Source organism: Furfurilactobacillus curtus (assembly GCF_045862785.1).
Taxonomy (GTDB): Bacteria; Bacillota; Bacilli; order Lactobacillales; family Lactobacillaceae; genus Furfurilactobacillus; species Furfurilactobacillus curtus.
In genome coordinates this window covers 67,876-84,871 of the sequence record NZ_BQXO01000007.1, presented here as the reverse complement: position 1 = coordinate 84,871, position 16,996 = coordinate 67,876, and the positions used below count along the sequence as shown (strand labels likewise).

Sequence of the window (16,996 nt, the reverse complement as noted above, 5' to 3'; positions counted from 1 at the left end):
GCAATTTGGCTGGCACTGTTGGCTACAGTGGAAGCAGTGCTAGCAACAACAGAAGCTGAATTAGCTGTGCTGCTAGCATCACTGGCAGTCGAACTAGCTGAAGCAGCCGAACTATCATCATTCAAGCCAGCCGCAATGCTGCCAGCTGAACTTCCAGCAGCAGAAGCAATAATCGCTGCCTTGCTAGCTTCGAGAGCTTCACTCATTGCTTGACTAGCCGCCGAGCTGGTTAAGGTTGCATTGGAAGCAGCAACTGAAGCAGCAACTGATGCTGTACTTGCAAAGCCAGAAGCGGCAGAAAGGTCACCAGCGGCAATGGCACTGTTAGCAGCACCAGCGGCAGAAACGGCTTGCGTGTCAGCTGCACTAACTGTTGCAGCTAGATCACTGGCAGCTTTAGCATCAGAGCTGGCTTTTGTTGCATAACTTGCTGTTGTACTGTTTGCGTCGGAAGCAACTGTAGCTAAACTTTGCAAACTACCGTTGTCTGGATACTGACTAGCAGCACTCGAAGCAATCGTATTTGCCGAACTAGCGACTGAGCTAGCTGTGCTGGCAATTTGGCTGGCACTGTTGGCTACAGTGGAAGCAGTGCTAGCAACGACCGACGCTGAATCAGCGGTGCTACTGGCCTGACTGGCTGTATCACTGATTTCGCTGGAAGTTGGCCCATTTGGCACCACAGTAATCAAAGTGAACCCAGCAAGAGTCACACTCAAGGAGTGACCAATGTTCGGCTGGTTACCGTTTATTTGCCACTCTACCGCATAAGTTCCTGGTGTATTGCGATCAGTGTCAGGATTCCAAATTGGTGTGCCGGCTAATTCAGGATGTCCAGCGGCTGCGGCGGCTGTCGCATTTAATGTCTGGTCCGTACCATCGTTAACCTGCCAAACTGGTCCAACTTTGGTAGTACCAGGATAAGCTTGCGTGTAATCAATGTCGTTAGCAGCAACACTAATAACCACGGAGACTCCTGACGCAGGGTTAACCGTTGCCAGACTGCCAGTTCCAGTGGCAGCAACCCAATTACCTTTATCGGCGGGTGCTAACATATCCAACGATGTATCACCAGCAGAAATGGTGACATTATTAGCGGTTGTAACAATTCCGCCTTCCGCAGTATCTGAAGTCCAAGTCTGACTAGTTGCATTAGTCATATCGGCTAGCACTGCAGCTTGAGAAGTTGCACTTGGCGTGGAATTTGTTGGTGTGTCACTTGCTGTTGGCGTCTCCACAGTCGTTTGTTGATTGGTTGATTGGCTTGAAGAAGTCGTAGTAACTTTCACATCATTCGCCTGGGTTCCAGTAGAAGTTGTTGAGGCCACAACATTAGATGGGGTCTCACTCGAAGGTGTCGCACTTGACGTAGCAGCACTACTTGGTGCTACTGAACTTGTTGACTGTGTTGCACTGGTTGGTGCAGCACTAGTCGGTGTTGTGGAAGTTGCGGTTGCTTGTTTAGCAAAGTTGCCCCCAGTAGTAGATTGAACGGCTGAGACGTTTGATGTTGTTGACGTCACATCAGCGTGAACAGCAGTTGCTTGTGTCACGGCCATACCACCACCGGCTAAGACAGCGATGATACTGTAAGCAAACATCCATTGCTTACCAGCCTTGTAACTCCTGAAATGAGTATTCTTCGTTTCAGGCTGATCATTATTCTCGCGAATTTTTTTCATAGCCCCCACGTTCCTTAAAAAAGATTTATTGCATGGTACACAACATATTATAGCGAAATCTATAATATTTTAAAGCTTTTTTATCGGCAATTTTATACACGTACACTATGTTCTTAGATAATAGTTTCTTAATATAAGCTGCAAAAGCGACGTTTTATCACGATTTTACAGACAATTCATAATAGGATTGGGACCAAAAAATAGTTTAAATTATAGTAGTAGCTTAAAGATAATTTTAAATGTATGATAAGTGCGTTATAAAAATACTTAGTTAAGGAGAAAATTCACTATGCCTGACAACAATATTCCGAGCACTAATCCCAATCCGTTTGAACAGCTAACCAAACTGGCTGAGAGTCAAAAAGACCAGCAAGCTCAACAACTAAAGGACGCACGATCTCACGATTTTGCCTTGGCCTTCGCTCGATTGAATGTCCAGTTACTCATGCAAAACAAACAGTCCCTCAGCGAGGCGGAGAACCTCGAATGTTACCGCCAATCCTATGAAGATGCCAAAAAGCTTTACCTGAAAGACTAAGAACCTTAATAATCTAAGCAAATTCAAAAAGCAGCTCCATTGCTAGTTGGCAATGGAGCTGCTTTTTAAACGAATCGCCTAATCCGGAAAGCTAAATTCGTATTACTTTTTGCGTTGATCACCTAATCCGTGATCGATGTTTTCAACGTATTCTAAGTGTTTCTTTTTGGCGTCCACCAGTAATCGTTGCCAAGCACGCCACACATTCTTCTCAGAATAACGTTCTGCCAATTCATAAGAACGCGTTGACATCGCTTGTAATTCATCTGGGTTGCTGAATAATTCAACAAATTTATCTGCCATTGCTTGAATGCCTTCGTATGGCACCACGTAGCCATTTTCACCGTCGACAATCAGTTCGTTAGGGCCGTAATTGACATCGTAAGTGACGCCAACCATCCCATTGCTAATGGCTTCCATCAGGGATAAGTTGAATCCTTCCATAATCGAAGCTAAACCATAGATTTGCGCTTGCCGTTGTAATTCGCCGACATTATCCGCATATTCATTAATTGTCACACTATCTTGTAAATGATATTTTTCAATCATTTTATTGATCGATTTAATGGCTTGATCATTGTCTCGGTGGTCAATATAACCATAAACATCAAGGGAAATATTGGGTACTTGTTGCTTCGCAATCCCCACCGCTTCAACAATATGATCAATCCGCTTTTCCGGTGCCACTCGTGCAGTGACTAAGACTTTACCAGCCACTCGATCTGCCATCGGCACCCGTTCTCGTTCAAGTAATTCATTGGGAACGACGCCAACAGGAATTGTGAACAACTTGCTCTTAGGCTTAAAGCGCCGACGGACATCATTAGTCTGCTTCTTGGTGGCAGAAATAATCGCATCATAGTGATTAGCGTTCGTTAACCCGTATTCATAGAAGTTATTCATCACGGAGTGCATTGGATCTTGTGCATCCCCAGCGTGAGAATTATGCAAATGTAAGACCGTATAGGCTTGCCGGTCTAAATTAAGTAAGTGCCAGTCTGCTAAATGAGTCCGATCCATAATAAAGACGTTTGGTTCATCCTCATTCCAATAATCCTCATTGAGACGATTATAGAAATGGAGGGTTAACTCCTCAATATTAGCGAAACTATAAACTGCCCCGCTAGTCTCCGTTAAACGCCAGCCAGTCTTGATATATTGACCTCGTCCGTCATAACGGTTGAACGTTTCGATGACGGGACGCCCATCTAAATCGTACCAGACCTCGGTGCCAATCTTATTATCGGGTGTATACCATTGAGATAACGTTTTAAAACCGCGGAAGTCATAATTGTCAACGCGATACAAATTGCCAAAACCATCGAATTGTTCTACAGAGCTAATGCGTTCGGCATCATCATCGCCATAATAATTGACACGCGATATAAATTGATCACCGTGAGTGACGATATAACGATGATTATTTGATTCCTTTAGGAAACTCAAATCAGTTAAACCAAAATCAAGGTCTTCAACATGGAGAATTTTCGTTGGCACCGTTTCAGTCCCTTGAAAATAATCAAACATATTCAGCGTTTCCGCATCCGTAACACCCACATCGTGAAGAAAGTCGTGGATCCGGGGATTCCAATCACGAAAAACTAATTTAAATGGTTCATTATTGTCACGAAAAAGCCCGGCCCGTTTTAACTGGGCATGTTCGATCCCTGAATTCTTTTTATTAAAGCTTGAATTAATAAAAAATATCATCCGTTAACTCCCCTACTTCACAAACAGATTTTTGATTTTGGCCTGGGTCGTTTCCCATTGTTGCCAAGCGTGCTCTTCATTGAACTCTTGCGCCTTAGCATGAGTTTGCTCAATTGCCGTTTGCCACTTAGCATCGTTTTCATCGGCTAATAAGTTGGCCAAATCTTCACCCAGTGGTTCGCTAGCATTTAAGGGCTCAGTCGCACCGGTAGTCTTATCTAATAATTCAGCAATACCATATTTAACGTCATAAGCCACTACCGGTATGCCATAACTCATGGCCTCAAGAATGTTATCACCAAAGCCTTCCGTCATCGAGACGCTAATCATTGCCGCGGCATCGGCGATCTTTTCAGCAAACTGTGACGCATTTTGATAACCATTGTAATGAACAGCATCGCTAACGCCCAACTTGGCAGCTAAGTCAGCTAGCGTTTGATTCAATTTTTCATCTGCGCTATAGCCATAGAATTCTAACTGTAAATCAGGCCGTTTGGTTTTAGCGTGGGCAAATACTTCGATTGCTTGAGCGGGTTGTTTTTCAGGGGAAATGCGACCAGTGAAGATGACTTTGTTTTTATCCCGTTCAGTCGCAGCTTTAGGTTCATGCGGTTCACTAAAAGTATCCCACAGCACTGCCACATGGTGGAAACCAAAAAATTTCGTGATTTCTTTAGCCTGTGTCTGTGTCGGTACAATCACACCATCAAAATCATTCATATGGGTCTTGAAGAGTGGCTCCATGTAGTCAAAGACCTTGTTTGAGCCGCCTCGTTGGGCCGTATTAATTTCGTGAGCATTATGCAAGTACTGCCATTTACCAACCGCATTCTTAATCCCGGCAACCTCATTGATTAGCGAGGGACGATCATTAATAAAGACGCTTGGTTCTTGTTGCGCCAATTCATTCATGAAAAAACCGAAGAACTCATTTTCCGAGTTAAACCGCCAAGCCCGCCCTTTGTAATCTAATAGCTTGTACATCGTGGTATGTAAGTCCCCATTGATGTTCATGCGGGTTTTTTCAATTTTAGGTTTCCCCGTTAAATCGAAGAATACTTGCGGGCCTTCTTGACCATCCGGATGGTAATACTGAGTGGACGATTTGAATCCCCGCCGGTCCCAAATGTCCTTGGCCACCGTATCATTCATCTCATTGTAATATTCAAAGGCACCCACCAAACCCACTGTTGCCGGTGCGATAAGCACCTTACCAATGGTACGACCATGATAGTTCAGCTTTGACTCATTAGGATCAACGCCTTCAATCTGATAGGTATTCTTGTCGATAACCTCTGTGTAACGGACATCAACGTCTTGTTTGGCGACATCAGTAACTTCTTGAAAGTAATTGTACATATTCAACACATCCGTTGGTTCTAAACCAATGCGCTGTGTATCATCAACCAGCTGCGGATTATAATTGCGCGTTAGCATTTTTGCGGGAACTTGATGCTCCTTAAACAGTTGGATTCGTTTTGCGGCAGAAAATTCTGTCCCTGAGTTGAGTGAAAAAATGTTTTCATTAACAAAGTAATTCACAAAAAAACCTCTTTCTTAATTAAGAATAATGAATTAAACGTGGCTTTACATTTGTGGAAAATCATTTTCAAACGTTGGCACACTCATATAGTCTTTCGTGTCGCCGGCTTCCATTTCGCTGATTTGATCAAGCAACGTCTTATTTTGCTTGTTCAGATCACTGACCGTACTTTCAAGTTCATGTTGCCGCTGTAAACTGGCTGAATACTTATTCTGGCTTTGCTGTTTATCGCTTTCCGCCTTAGCCAATTTTTCTGTCAATTCAGCAATTGTAGCGCCCATACGACTCTCTGACTTATTAAAGGCGTTTAGTGACTCAACCTTGGCTTGAGCTAAATTGTCCTTCCAGTCGGCATTTTCCTTCTTGAGTACCGCTACCTCGTTAGTTGCAGACTGTGAACGCTCTGCCGCAATATTCAAATCATTGACAGCCTTACTTAATTCATCCGTCAATTCACGCTTGGCCGCCTCTAAGTCTTCATTACTTTGTTTCAACTCATCGAGGCTTGCGGTGAGTTCATTAATCTTAAAACCGCGCGTAGTGACTTCACTGTCGAGCGTCATGTTATCTTTTTGAAGTTTAGTAATCTGATCTTGCAGATCGGCCTTTTCTTGGCTTTCAGTAGCGATGATGCCTTGAATCCGCTTTTCAAACTCTTGATACTTTCGATCGACTTCTGCTGACCGTTCATCAAATTTCTGTAACCAGGCTTCGTTAACATCATCAAGTTCTTTTTCTTGGTTCTTCTTTAACTTCAGGACTTGATCCTGGCTCTTAATCGTAATGTTGTTGATATAGCCAGTCGCCTCATTACGATATTCCTGCCACCGACTAATTTGCTTATTGAGCTTATCGTTGACGCCTTGCATCCGCTCAATTTGCGAGAGTAATAAGCTATTTTGTGAAAGCACGTTATTGTATTGCTGAGAAATGGTGGCGTTAACCAGTGTTTGGCTCTGTTGAACACTCACTGGTTGCTCTTCATTCTCAGTATCACTTGGGGCAACCGGTTCCGTCAGTTCACGATCCGGATCCTCCGGAATGGTTACCTCCACAGAATCTGCGGTGCTGGCGACCGGCTGTTCCTTTGATGGGGTTGGCTGTTCCACACTAGAACTTGCAGCCGTGTCTTGGGAAACGCCATCCTGACCTGCTTGAACCGAATCCGAAATTTCTTCTGGGGCTGGATCAATTGAATCGACTGTTGCGGTATCAGTATTAGTTTCATCAACAGCTTCGTCGATTGATGTCAATGTATCATCGTCAGTATGCTTTTCTTCATCCAAATCAGAATCGATGGGGTGAATTTCATCACTTTCAACTACCTCGGCCTCCAACGCACTGAAATCCACGTTGCTAGCATCAATAACTTGATCTTCTGTCTCACTATCCTGATCAGATAAATCTCGATCCATATCAGCAGCTGACTCACTACCGTCATTTTCCGATTTAACCGTGGCAGAAGGGTCTTTGCTCTCATCATCAACCTGACTAGCTGCTTCGCTTACTTGGCTGGCTGCTACCTTTTCATCACTTGGCTCTGTTGAATCTACGTTGCTAGTCGCCGTACTAGCGGCTTTTTCTGCGTCTGTCATGGCATCCTCTTGTTGTTGATCATCGCTTGCATCTGCTTTTGTAATCGATGATGTATTTTCATCCGTTTTTGGCGCTAAACCAGCCGCTTTTCTAACCGCAGCAAGAACTTCATCTTCGTTATCTTTTTCCTGCTGTTGTGGCTCATCTTTTGTCTCCACTGACTCAGCTTCAGTGGAACTATCACTACCAGTATCAGTACCCGTAGACGGACTAGCACTTGCTTGGTCCTGTACATCTCTTGGCTCAGCGGATGAATCGGCGTCTGCTTGATTAACTGCCTCTGCTTGATCCTGATCTGCGTCAATTTTAATGGTCGTTTGTGACGACCTCGGATCGCCACCGAAAACAATCTCGGCACCACCAAGCATGGCAAAAGAGCCAGACAATGAGGCGACGGAGTCTTCCTCTTTAGCGTTTGACTTTGCTTGCGATTGCACACTCTCCGCAGATTTTTCAGGCGCATCAGGAGCAGCCACCGTTTTGGCAACAGCATCCTTGGTTTGGGCCGATGTATCATCTTCTTCGCGTTTGGCTAGTGAATCAACGAGATTATCATATTTCTTTCTACCGAAAAGTTTCATCCCACTATCTCCTACACAACAGAAATGTAAACATTTTATAAAAACAATACTACAACAATATCTTTCCTTAGCAAAACTATTTTTAAAAGAAATAGTTGTATAAATGATTTCGTGACCTATTTGACAGGCTTTTAAAAATTTATTTTCTAATTTTTTTACGAATCGCTGTCTTGAATTTATGAGCAGAAACAATCACATATCCATGCTCACCACTCAATAAATGTTTAGCTGCAAAATAGCTCGAAAGTACAGTTGCTGAATTAACACTAACTGATGCAAACCTAACCTGACCATTACGGGAAATGAGATACTGGCCATCTTTAATAACAATAACTTTGCGAATAATCATTCGATAAATCAATGTTACGGCTAGAATCATTGCTAAGACGCCCATAAATTGCAGTGTTTGTCTCAATTCGTTCAGGCGGCTTACTTTTTTCGATTTAACTATTCGATTGATGACTCTCGTATGTCGATGGTGGGTCTTTGACGAGATCCCCTGCTGTTTGTTGACATGTGCCTTTCTCTCACCTGGTCTTTGAACAGCTGTCTGTTCAGATAACCGAATGCCCTGTGAATGTTCACCAGTTTCCTTAGGCATCGCTTGTGATTGCATCGTCACAGCGTTCACGTACATTTGATTGCTCGAACTTTGAGGTGACGAAGCCTTCAGGATAGATGTCTTAACCCCTGGCTCCCTGACCGTTGGCATAAAATGTTCAAAGTTCGGCTGCCAAAGCATGACTGGTTGGCCGGTCAAGGAACCACTCTGCTGGGCTGGAAGGTTCAACAGTAACTGTTGAATAGTTTGAACATTATTTCCAGCCATCACTCGCCAACCATTTGCAATAATGGCAAACGACCGCATTTGGTCGGCCAATAAGCTTAAATCTCCAGCCATCGAAGTTGCCTGCTTAACAGCACTTACAAGTAATTGATCGTCTCCGCTGAATTGTGCCAAACGATCAAAAGCTGTCGCCCGGGAAGTTAACGCATTAGCTACTTGACTAATTTTAACCGTCTCACTACCAACTTGTTGCTGTTGTGAGCTTGCTTGCATTGCAGTCTGCTGCAATGCTGGTTGTTCTGGATAAGCACTGACGGCCGAATCAGCCAAACTAGTTGTTTGGGTTACTTCACTCACCGCTTGACTGACAACTTGTTGGGCAGAACTATTCGTAGCTTGGGCTTGGTTGACAACCTCAGCAGCTGACGCCATTGCCTGGCGCTCGATGGCTAACTGATTTTGATTTACGGTTTCACCACTCTGATTGGATGCACTTGTATCGCCTAGGCTGGTTTTACCAAACAATGTATTCGATTGGTTAGTTAACACAGTCGTTTGCATCATCGGATCAGCCAACACTTTGGCGGTTGTCGCAAAAACAACACCGCTCACCGCTAGCATCATCATTGTTAACTGCTGCAAGCCTGGTCGGGCTCGTTCAGTTTCTTTTTGCATGCACATTCATCTCCAAAATCATGATCCCATCACGCCTTATCACATTAATTTTTATTAATACATCAAACAAATTGTACTATTTATAAAATGTTTCTGCACGAAAATGTGCAGAACAAATATTTAAATATGGTACACTAAGAACGTTTGCGAGCTACGCTACACGCAAGCAAAGCATGTTGGGGCTGGTCAACATGCTTTTTTTGCTCCATGAGCTTCATTTAATTTAGTCTCATGACTCCCAAAAGTCGTAGAATAAAATGTGTAAGCGAATACATTTTTAAATTGGAGGACACAGATGTTCTTATATGATGTAACGCGCAATGGTCAACCGGTCTATGATCCCATCGTTAATCAATCTTTAGATAACTATCTAGTCAATGATTTACACTTATCCGGCCATGGTCTAATGATTTATGTCAACCAACCAGCAGTTATTATCGGCGTTCATCAAAATGCCTATAACGAAGTCAACCTGCCTTACCTAAAAGATCACAACATCAAACTTGTGCGTCGCACTTCTGGTGGTGGCGCTGTCTATCACGACTTCGGAAATTTAATTTTTGAAAATATTGTTATCGGAGACACCAGTGATTTTGGCCATTTCAATGTCTTCGCAGATCCAATTTTAAAAGCCTTACAAGCCATGGGGGCCACTCAAGCACAGCTTCGTGGCCGAAATGATATGGTGCTTGGCAACCAAAAATTCTCTGGGATGACGATGTTTAAAGCTGGCGATGCCTTCGCAGCTGGTGGCACCTTAATGTACAACTTGAATCTTGAAGCTGCTTCCGCTGTTTTGACGCCGGATGCGGAGAAATTAGCCTCCAAAGGAGTTGGCTCAGTGAATAGTCGGGTGACTAATATCATGTCTTATTTGCGACCTGAATTTCAAAATCTGTCCATTGAACAATTTAGAACAGAATTATTGAAACGTGTTTTTAACGTTAACGATTTGTCAAAGATCGAAACTTACCACCTTAATGACCATGACTGGTCGATCATTGATCAGCGTCTCGCCGGTAAATATGACACTGATGCTTGGAACTTCGGCAAGAACCCTGGTTACGACCAGTACCGCAGTCACCATTTTGATATTGGCACGGTGGCCTTCAACTTTAGCGTAAACGATCAGCGAATTTCCGCTTTCAAAACGTATGGTGATTTTATCAATGGTGGCGATCCGGCGATCGTTGATGCAGTCATGCTTGGTGTGCCATTCACTCAGCAAGGTCTCACAGCTGCCCTAACTGCCGGTGACTATCAGAGCAATATCGGCAACATGCCGGTTGAAGAGCTCGTAAATCTGATTTTAGGTCATTAATTATCGGGTAAAAAATGAGCTAGGGGCCCGCTTAGTTAGTAGCAAAAAAACGGTTCGATTTTCCTGGAATTATCGGAAATCAAACCGTTTTTTGCTTCGAATTAATATTGCTTGGTGCCAAATAAGAAATGGTGCCAAGGATCGCCAGCTGTATTGATCGTTTCCAGTAAAATCGCAAAAGCTCGGCCATTCCATTGTCGATCATCACTGTCCGTTTGAAACTCTGCCTCTCAAGCAGTAATCGCTGACTCAATCGTTTGAATCGCGCTCAGCAAATTTTCTGACCGTTGCTTCCCCAGCGTTTTAGCCAACTTTTGAAACCGATCTTGATGAGCTTGATCTAGCTTTTCAACAATCGCTTCGCCACTGTCCGTTAAGTATAAGAATTTCTTACGTCGATCAGTCGGATCCTCCTGCTGACGAATATAACCAAACTTAATCAGGCCGCTGATTTTAGCCGATACGGCCGGGCGAGAGACCCGTAGCATCTTGGCCAAATCCGCTAACAGCCACTGTTCGTGTGTCTTGATGGCTTTCATGATAAGCCACTGTTCATGTGAAATTCCTGCGGCCTTGTCCGGCACCCCGACAAAGTCATTAATAAACTGTCCAACAAAAAAATATTCTTGTTCAAAAGCTGAAAATAATTCATTGTCTGTCATAAAGAACTCTCCTAATCAATCATTTTTAACCTCATTTATCTGAGGATACGACCATCAAGACTAACGAAATAAACGTTTCATCCTTAATAAATTATTTGTTAAATTGTATACCAAAGCTATGTTACACGCTAAAAAAGTTACTCAAAATATATTATATTGCTAATAATCAATTAAATATTACACCATCATCTTTATAAATGGTATCTTTATCACAATGTTTTTTAAATCATTTTGTAGCATCACTCCTGGTATGCCACGTCACTTGGCTTACTTGCAACAAAAAAAGTAGTGTCTGGTTAATTCCAAACACTACTTCTATATATGGCTCTATTCGTTATCATTGACTGTTTATTCATGGTTTCGCAAATGTTGCGTATTTGTCCATGGATCATTCGGTACTAATTCTTTTTCAATTTTCTGTACAATAAGCAATGCTCGTTGCGCTTCTTCGCGTCCCAATACCGCTAGCCATTCTTGAAAACGTTGGGCATGGATATCTCGGAGCTTTTTTAAGATTTTTCTCCCCTTGTCGGTGAGCTTCAGAAATTTCTTACGCCGGTCTTCGGGATCCTCTTGTTGTTCAATGAGGCTCATTCGTACCAACACACTTATTTTCGAAGAAACCGCCGGCCGAGTTACATGCAGCATGTCAGCTAAATCGGCGAGTAACCACCGATCATGTTCTTCAATTGCTTCTAAAATCAGCCACTGCTCGTGCGACAAACCATATTCACGATCTGGAGCGGAAATAAACTCGCTCAAAAAGCGACCCACGAAAAGATATTCCTCATCAAATGCACGCATCAGTTCTAAATCTGTCATTTGTTACTCCCCCAAACATTTCACTTAACTAAAACCGGTTTTAAAAATCATTAGACAATTTCACTGTACAAAAAATATTAAGCCGGTATATCAATAAATCGATAGCCATACTATACCACTTTGCTGTATATACAACTGATCGAATAAATTCTTTTTGGAAATTCTTCATCATTTTCGCGCTTAAAAATATCCAATGATAACTAGTTCCACCATATATGCTAAACCGGGTGAACTATATTTTCTTGATGGCAGCATTGGTCTAAACCGCTCTATACCAGTCTTAACCATCCATAAAAAAATTTATTTTGTACAACTTAAATGATGTACAAGGTTTACTAAAAGTATTATACTCAGGTTAATCAAATATGAGGGGGCCATTATTATGATTGACTTATACACTATTACTTCTAACTTACCTTCTAGACGGGCAGTGAATTTTCTTAATGAACACGGGATTGAATTTCGTGAACATCCAATCAGCCGCACTGGTACCAAAATTGATCTAAATGATTTAAAGCAAATGTTGGCCGCTTCTGAAAATGGCGTTGACGGCCTTTTATCCCATCAATCTTCTTCATACTTAGCCTTAACACAACACCATAATCTTGATGAAATGCCACTCCATGAACTTTTATCTTTTATTCATGATGATGCTACATTATTGCATTTTCCGATTATATTCGATTACCAACACCACCTTCTTCAAACTGGCTTTTCAATCAATGAGGTTCGGACCTTCATCCCTCGCCAGACACGCGAAGCTGAATTCTCAAAGTTATTGAAAGCGCTTAACGATACGGATGCCAGTTGATTAATTGTGGCAACAAGTTAAGGCCGTTCACTTAACTATTTTTAACAATAAACCAGCTATCTAATTCAAAACAACTCACTTATTAGCCTATTTATATAGTAGCTTTGTGATTAAAAATAAACACTGGTCGTTGCCGATGGAGCAACAATCAGTGTTTATTTTTTATGGGTGCTTTTACAATCTTTCTCGTCGATGAACCAGCGGGCGTATTAAAACAATCTCATTAATGTCAACTACTACAAGTGCCTGAACCATGTCGCTCCCGCCAGCATTAAAAAGAACATCGTATCGAAAGTATAATGCATTGCAAATGAAGTCCAAATGCTTTTTGAATACAAATAAGCTCCTGTCAAAAAAAGACGAGTAACGCCAATTAAAACCAACATCTGAATTAAATTCCACTGATAGACAGCAAAATGAACCATGCCAAAAACAATAATTGAAACCGCCAAGGAACCCCAGATTGCCACATTACGTCTAAAATGAAATTGCTTCATTAGAACGGCCGCAAAAGCCAAGAAAATAAAAATCCCTAAAAACTCTTCATTCATCAGTTCAAATAAATCATTAAACGCCTGTTGGAAAAAGACCGACCAACGATGTTCACCATTCAGCCCGATCCCCGCTGGGTTTTTAGCAGTCGTCACATTAAGTGCTCTAAAGACAGACTGCATGACGACGGCATAAACAACCTGCAAAACAAACATCATCAATGTGTGCCGCCATTCCTTACCAGTCACACGTCCGAACAATGCCCATGGTCGTTGCCCACTAATTAGCCGATATGAACTCAATAAAACAATTGTCGGTACTAACGCCAGTACAACGAATTGAAGCCATACGCTATTCATCGGATAATACTTTGAAACTAATACAACGCAAGTAAAAACGCCAATCGGAAAAATAAACAGTCCCCAAAGTCGACCAATCGAAACATTATCATCGATGATTGGCATTGGTCGTCGATCATCCTTCCGCTCAAAAAAATTCTTTTCCACTATGTTTTGTCCTCCATTTAATTTAACAATAATCTTATCTAATTCATAAGCAATATGTCAAAGCAAACCGATGACAAGTCGATTCAATTAGTCCCACATTTTCTCAATTCGCTTTCAAAAAAAGCGACCGAACGCGCCGATTTTTTTCAAGGATTCAGACACTTCTCATTCAAATTGTGGTAAATTTAATTGTAGACATTTTAGTTGTAAGCAACTAAACCGGAGGCATCAAAATGAAACAATGGATTATTAATGTAAACGATGACGATGCTCAATTAATTAATTGGTTATATACACTGCAAGCCAGTGATCAGAGCCAAGCACTCATCTATGACGATTTGACAGACTATTCAAAAGAACTCATGGCCCTTTTAGAAGCCGCTCGAGAGAACAACCGAATGAGTCTGCAGTGATGCTTAGACTTCGCTTTTTAAATTTTCACGAGTAGTCGACTCAACCAAGCTAACGAGAAACACGTTGAAACCATCTCACTTAAGAGCTAGTTTCAACGTGTTTTTTTGTTGAACTTTCGCCTAACTAGCTGTGCATCACTGATTACTAACAGCTAGCAAGTTCCACCAAACACAGCCAATGTTATGCTTGACGTTAATTGATCAATGTATGATAAGATACTGCTGAATAGTTAACGGGTGTAGACAAATACACAAGTAATCAAATAGCATGTTAATGGCTATGCCGCTTGAACCTTTGAGGTGTCTGATGACCAAGGATTTTATGTTCTTATCTAATCGTGAATTAAAAACACAGCAGCTCTTTTTAACATTGGTTGATTTATTGGCGGATCATCCATTAGCATCAATTAAGGTCACTGTTTTATGCCGGCAAGCTGGCATTTCACGAACTTTTTTCTACCGTCATTTTAAATCACCAGAAGACATCATTGCTAGCGAATTCACCCGCCGTCGAGATCAATATTTGCATACCCTCGTTCGCGAACAGATTCACGACCCTTTCGCTCAAACTGTTCGCTTCTTTGAACTCTTTAATAGCTTTCGCGAACCTGCTAAACAACTCATTAATGCCAATCTACGCTACATTTTATATTTTCATTTCCGTGACTGGCTCAAGAACCTTGTAGAAACTCAGTTATTGCAAACCACGCTCCAGAATCCCAAATATTGGACTGTTTATCTGGCTGGCGGGTTAAGCGAAATGATTCTGCTCTGGTTACAAAATGAGCCTCCCCAATCTCCTGAACAAATGGCGCAGATGGTATTTAACTTCATCAATATCCAGACCAACCCAACTGACAATTAAATTTAAAGCGAAAAAGTGTGGTATATAAGTCAGTCATTCAGCTTATATGCCACACTTTTTCGCTCAGGATTTTATTTTTTAGTTCAAGACATCTTAAGATACCGCTAGAACTGTCCGCGCCTTTTTGATAGTTTGAATGAACTGCTTAGCTTCCTCATAGCCGACTTGTTCCACCATATGATCGAATAAGTGTGCGTGTTCAGCCTCCAATTCTGCCAACACCGTCACACCCTCATCAGTAAGTTGAAGAAATTTCTGTCGCCGATCAGCTAAATTTTCCACCTGGCGGACTAATCCTAATTTTAACAATCGCTTCAATTCACTGACCACCGTGGATTGCGAAGTCTCCAATCGTGTTGCCAAATTAGTCATTAAGCAATTTTCATCTGCCGCAATCCCTTTTAAGACAAGAAAATGTCCGTAAGATAAACCATGGGGACGGTCCGGTTGCGAAATATATTGACTCAAAAATTGGCCAACGTAGAAATACACATTTTCATAGTCACTGATTAAATCATCATTTTCCATGACTACCTTCCTTCACATTCTTAATTATGGTTGGTTAGTTCCTAATCTAACTTTACAAACTATTATTTTATGCTAATACCCCTTGATTGTCAGCAGCAGTGAAACATTTTCGATAAAAATGTTTCACTTTTAGAACACAATAACAGCCTCGTCATTGCGATTCATTAATCAATGGCGCCGTGTGTGCGGTTAGGACCGCCCTCCCCACAAGAACTCAACGATTAGCCGATCTACTCGCGGATTTTGATGTAACAAATAATGAATGACAGACACACCACCATTTAATGTAACGCTTCGATATGTTTTAACCCGGTCCTGCAATAGTCGACCTAATTGCTGATCACCATGCACTGAAACGCCTAAATCACCGCCGGTATTCGCAAAGTTACCGGCGATATTTAAAACTCGCGTCGCTCTAGGGAATCGATTAGCTGCTTCCTGTTCACGTTTACTAAATGTTGTTGCGATATTAATGAATTTGTTTGTCTGTGGATATCGTTGACGATGATTGGCCGCCGGACCAGTTAAGTATTGATAAATAATATTACAGCCTGACGAATGGCCCACGAAATTAACCGAGTCGATGTGCTCTTGCTGCCTTAATAGGTGCATAACACCGGTTAATTGGTGAGCTTCTCGCTTGGCGTTGTGATTATCAGCAAAGAGTACCAAAATCAGCGGATTCCGATGGCCCAGTGGTCGATGCTTATCAATAGTCGCATGACCGTTCTTAGCGACGTGAATCGTCCATACTGCTTGAGCTAATCCATAACGTTGTAAACGTTGGTTCATCGGACCAAACGTCAGCCAGTTACTGTAATCTCCCGAAACAAAGACGGTCGGCCGATCACTATAGTTCACTTGAACATGCTCTAATTCTTTTTGCTCGCTTGCTTCCCAGCCCACTACCACACCAGCTAGAATTAGAATGGCACATAAACAGATGATCAGCCACCGCACGAAACGATTCTGGCGTCGAGTCGACGACTTTGCAACTTTCTGACGTTTACTCACAGTGACATCTCCTTTTACGATGAACTACATTATACCGCAACCAATCAATCGAGTGACGGAACCGTAAAAAAACGCCTCCCACGAGGAAGAGGCGCTGACTAAACTCAATTTTTAATTAAAGTTCCATCAATTTAGCGTCCAGATAACGCCGTAACTTATCTTCTGGATAGTAACCAGCAACTTTTTCCGCGGCTTTTCCTTGTTTAAAGATCACCAGACTAGGCACACTCATTACCTTATATTGTTCAGCTAATGCTTGATGATCATCCACATTCAATTTCAAAAAGTGAATTTGATCGCCATAGCTATGCTCTAACTGTGCAAGTACCGGTTCCATCATTTTACAAGGGGCACACCAAGGAGCCCAAACATCCAGAACTGCTAAACCACTAGCTGTTGCCGCGTCAATTTGTGCTTGTGAAGAGACTGCTTGCGCCATCCATGTTCCCC

The 16,996-nt window shown here is 42.2% G+C and carries 16 protein-coding genes; 5 read left to right on the top strand and 11 right to left on the bottom strand.

Going from position 1 to position 16,996, the window contains the following annotated elements; translation table 11 throughout:
* The coding region (locus ACKTR2_RS09680) for a Ser-Ala-175 repeat protein (RefSeq protein WP_407884894.1) at positions 1-1,682 on the bottom strand (1,682 nt) is incomplete at its 3' end.
* A 289-nt stretch (positions 1,683-1,971) separates the two neighbouring features.
* Between ACKTR2_RS09680 and ACKTR2_RS09675 the strand changes: the two genes are divergently transcribed.
* Positions 1,972-2,220: a hypothetical protein gene (locus tag ACKTR2_RS09675; RefSeq protein WP_407884892.1), complete on the top strand. Its 249-nt coding sequence runs from the start codon at positions 1,972-1,974 to the stop codon at positions 2,218-2,220.
* A gap of 102 nt (positions 2,221-2,322) precedes the next feature.
* On the opposite strand, the gene ACKTR2_RS09670 is transcribed toward ACKTR2_RS09675, so the two are convergent.
* The 4 genes from ACKTR2_RS09670 to ACKTR2_RS09655 form a co-directional block, all read right to left on the bottom strand.
* A complete protein-coding gene (locus ACKTR2_RS09670) occupies positions 2,323-3,930 on the bottom strand; it encodes a glycosyltransferase family 4 protein (RefSeq protein ID WP_407884890.1) in 1,608 nt (535 codons plus the stop codon).
* A gap of 12 nt (positions 3,931-3,942) precedes the next feature.
* Positions 3,943-5,472, bottom strand: a complete 1,530-nt coding sequence (locus ACKTR2_RS09665; protein WP_407884888.1) for a glycosyltransferase — start codon at positions 5,470-5,472, stop codon at positions 3,943-3,945.
* 45 nt (positions 5,473-5,517) lie between these two features.
* Positions 5,518-7,650 (bottom strand): hypothetical protein, encoded by a 2,133-nt coding sequence (locus ACKTR2_RS09660; protein ID WP_407884887.1) that lies wholly within the window; start codon positions 7,648-7,650, stop codon positions 5,518-5,520.
* A gap of 139 nt (positions 7,651-7,789) precedes the next feature.
* On the bottom strand, positions 7,790-9,112 hold the full coding sequence (locus tag ACKTR2_RS09655; RefSeq protein WP_407884885.1) for a hypothetical protein: 1,323 nt from the start codon (positions 9,110-9,112) through the stop codon (positions 7,790-7,792).
* A 295-nt stretch (positions 9,113-9,407) separates the two neighbouring features.
* Here ACKTR2_RS09655 and ACKTR2_RS09650 point away from each other — a divergent pair, with 295 nt between their 5' ends.
* Positions 9,408-10,433 (top strand): lipoate--protein ligase, encoded by a 1,026-nt coding sequence (locus ACKTR2_RS09650; protein ID WP_407884883.1) that lies wholly within the window; start codon positions 9,408-9,410, stop codon positions 10,431-10,433.
* A 230-nt stretch (positions 10,434-10,663) separates the two neighbouring features.
* Here ACKTR2_RS09650 and ACKTR2_RS09645 read toward each other — a convergent pair whose 3' ends face one another.
* Both ACKTR2_RS09645 and ACKTR2_RS09640 read right to left on the bottom strand, forming a co-directional pair.
* A complete protein-coding gene (locus ACKTR2_RS09645; RefSeq protein WP_407884881.1) occupies positions 10,664-11,095 on the bottom strand; it encodes a MarR family winged helix-turn-helix transcriptional regulator in 432 nt (143 codons plus the stop codon).
* Positions 11,096-11,443: 348 nt separating this feature from the next.
* On the bottom strand, positions 11,444-11,917 hold the full coding sequence (locus ACKTR2_RS09640) for a MarR family winged helix-turn-helix transcriptional regulator (protein ID WP_407884879.1): 474 nt from the start codon (positions 11,915-11,917) through the stop codon (positions 11,444-11,446).
* 382 nt (positions 11,918-12,299) lie between these two features.
* Here ACKTR2_RS09640 and ACKTR2_RS09635 point away from each other — a divergent pair, with 382 nt between their 5' ends.
* On the top strand, positions 12,300-12,728 hold the full coding sequence (locus tag ACKTR2_RS09635; protein ID WP_407884877.1) for an ArsC/Spx/MgsR family protein: 429 nt from the start codon (positions 12,300-12,302) through the stop codon (positions 12,726-12,728).
* Between the two features lie 236 nt (positions 12,729-12,964).
* On the opposite strand, the gene ACKTR2_RS09630 is transcribed toward ACKTR2_RS09635, so the two are convergent.
* Positions 12,965-13,726 carry a hypothetical protein gene (locus tag ACKTR2_RS09630; RefSeq protein WP_407884875.1) on the bottom strand — a complete coding sequence of 254 codons (762 nt, stop codon included), beginning with the start codon at positions 13,724-13,726 and terminating at the stop codon, positions 12,965-12,967.
* Between the two features lie 233 nt (positions 13,727-13,959).
* On the opposite strand from ACKTR2_RS09630, the gene ACKTR2_RS09625 reads away from it, so the two are divergent.
* A complete protein-coding gene (locus ACKTR2_RS09625) occupies positions 13,960-14,139 on the top strand; it encodes a hypothetical protein (RefSeq protein ID WP_407884873.1) in 180 nt (59 codons plus the stop codon).
* 307 nt (positions 14,140-14,446) lie between these two features.
* Entirely contained in the window at positions 14,447-15,004 is a 558-nt protein-coding gene (locus tag ACKTR2_RS09620) for a TetR/AcrR family transcriptional regulator (RefSeq protein ID WP_407884871.1), read from the top strand.
* 93 nt (positions 15,005-15,097) lie between these two features.
* Here the strand turns inward: ACKTR2_RS09620 and ACKTR2_RS09615 are convergent, their stop codons facing one another.
* The 3 genes from ACKTR2_RS09615 to trxA form a co-directional block, all read right to left on the bottom strand.
* On the bottom strand, positions 15,098-15,532 hold the full coding sequence (locus ACKTR2_RS09615) for a MarR family winged helix-turn-helix transcriptional regulator (protein ID WP_407884869.1): 435 nt from the start codon (positions 15,530-15,532) through the stop codon (positions 15,098-15,100).
* A 189-nt stretch (positions 15,533-15,721) separates the two neighbouring features.
* Positions 15,722-16,546 (bottom strand): alpha/beta hydrolase, encoded by an 825-nt coding sequence (locus tag ACKTR2_RS09610; protein WP_407884867.1) that lies wholly within the window; start codon positions 16,544-16,546, stop codon positions 15,722-15,724.
* A gap of 115 nt (positions 16,547-16,661) precedes the next feature.
* Positions 16,662-16,985 carry a thioredoxin gene (gene trxA, locus ACKTR2_RS09605; RefSeq protein WP_407884865.1) on the bottom strand — a complete coding sequence of 108 codons (324 nt, stop codon included), beginning with the start codon at positions 16,983-16,985 and terminating at the stop codon, positions 16,662-16,664.
* Between the last annotated feature and the right edge of the window lie 11 nt (positions 16,986-16,996).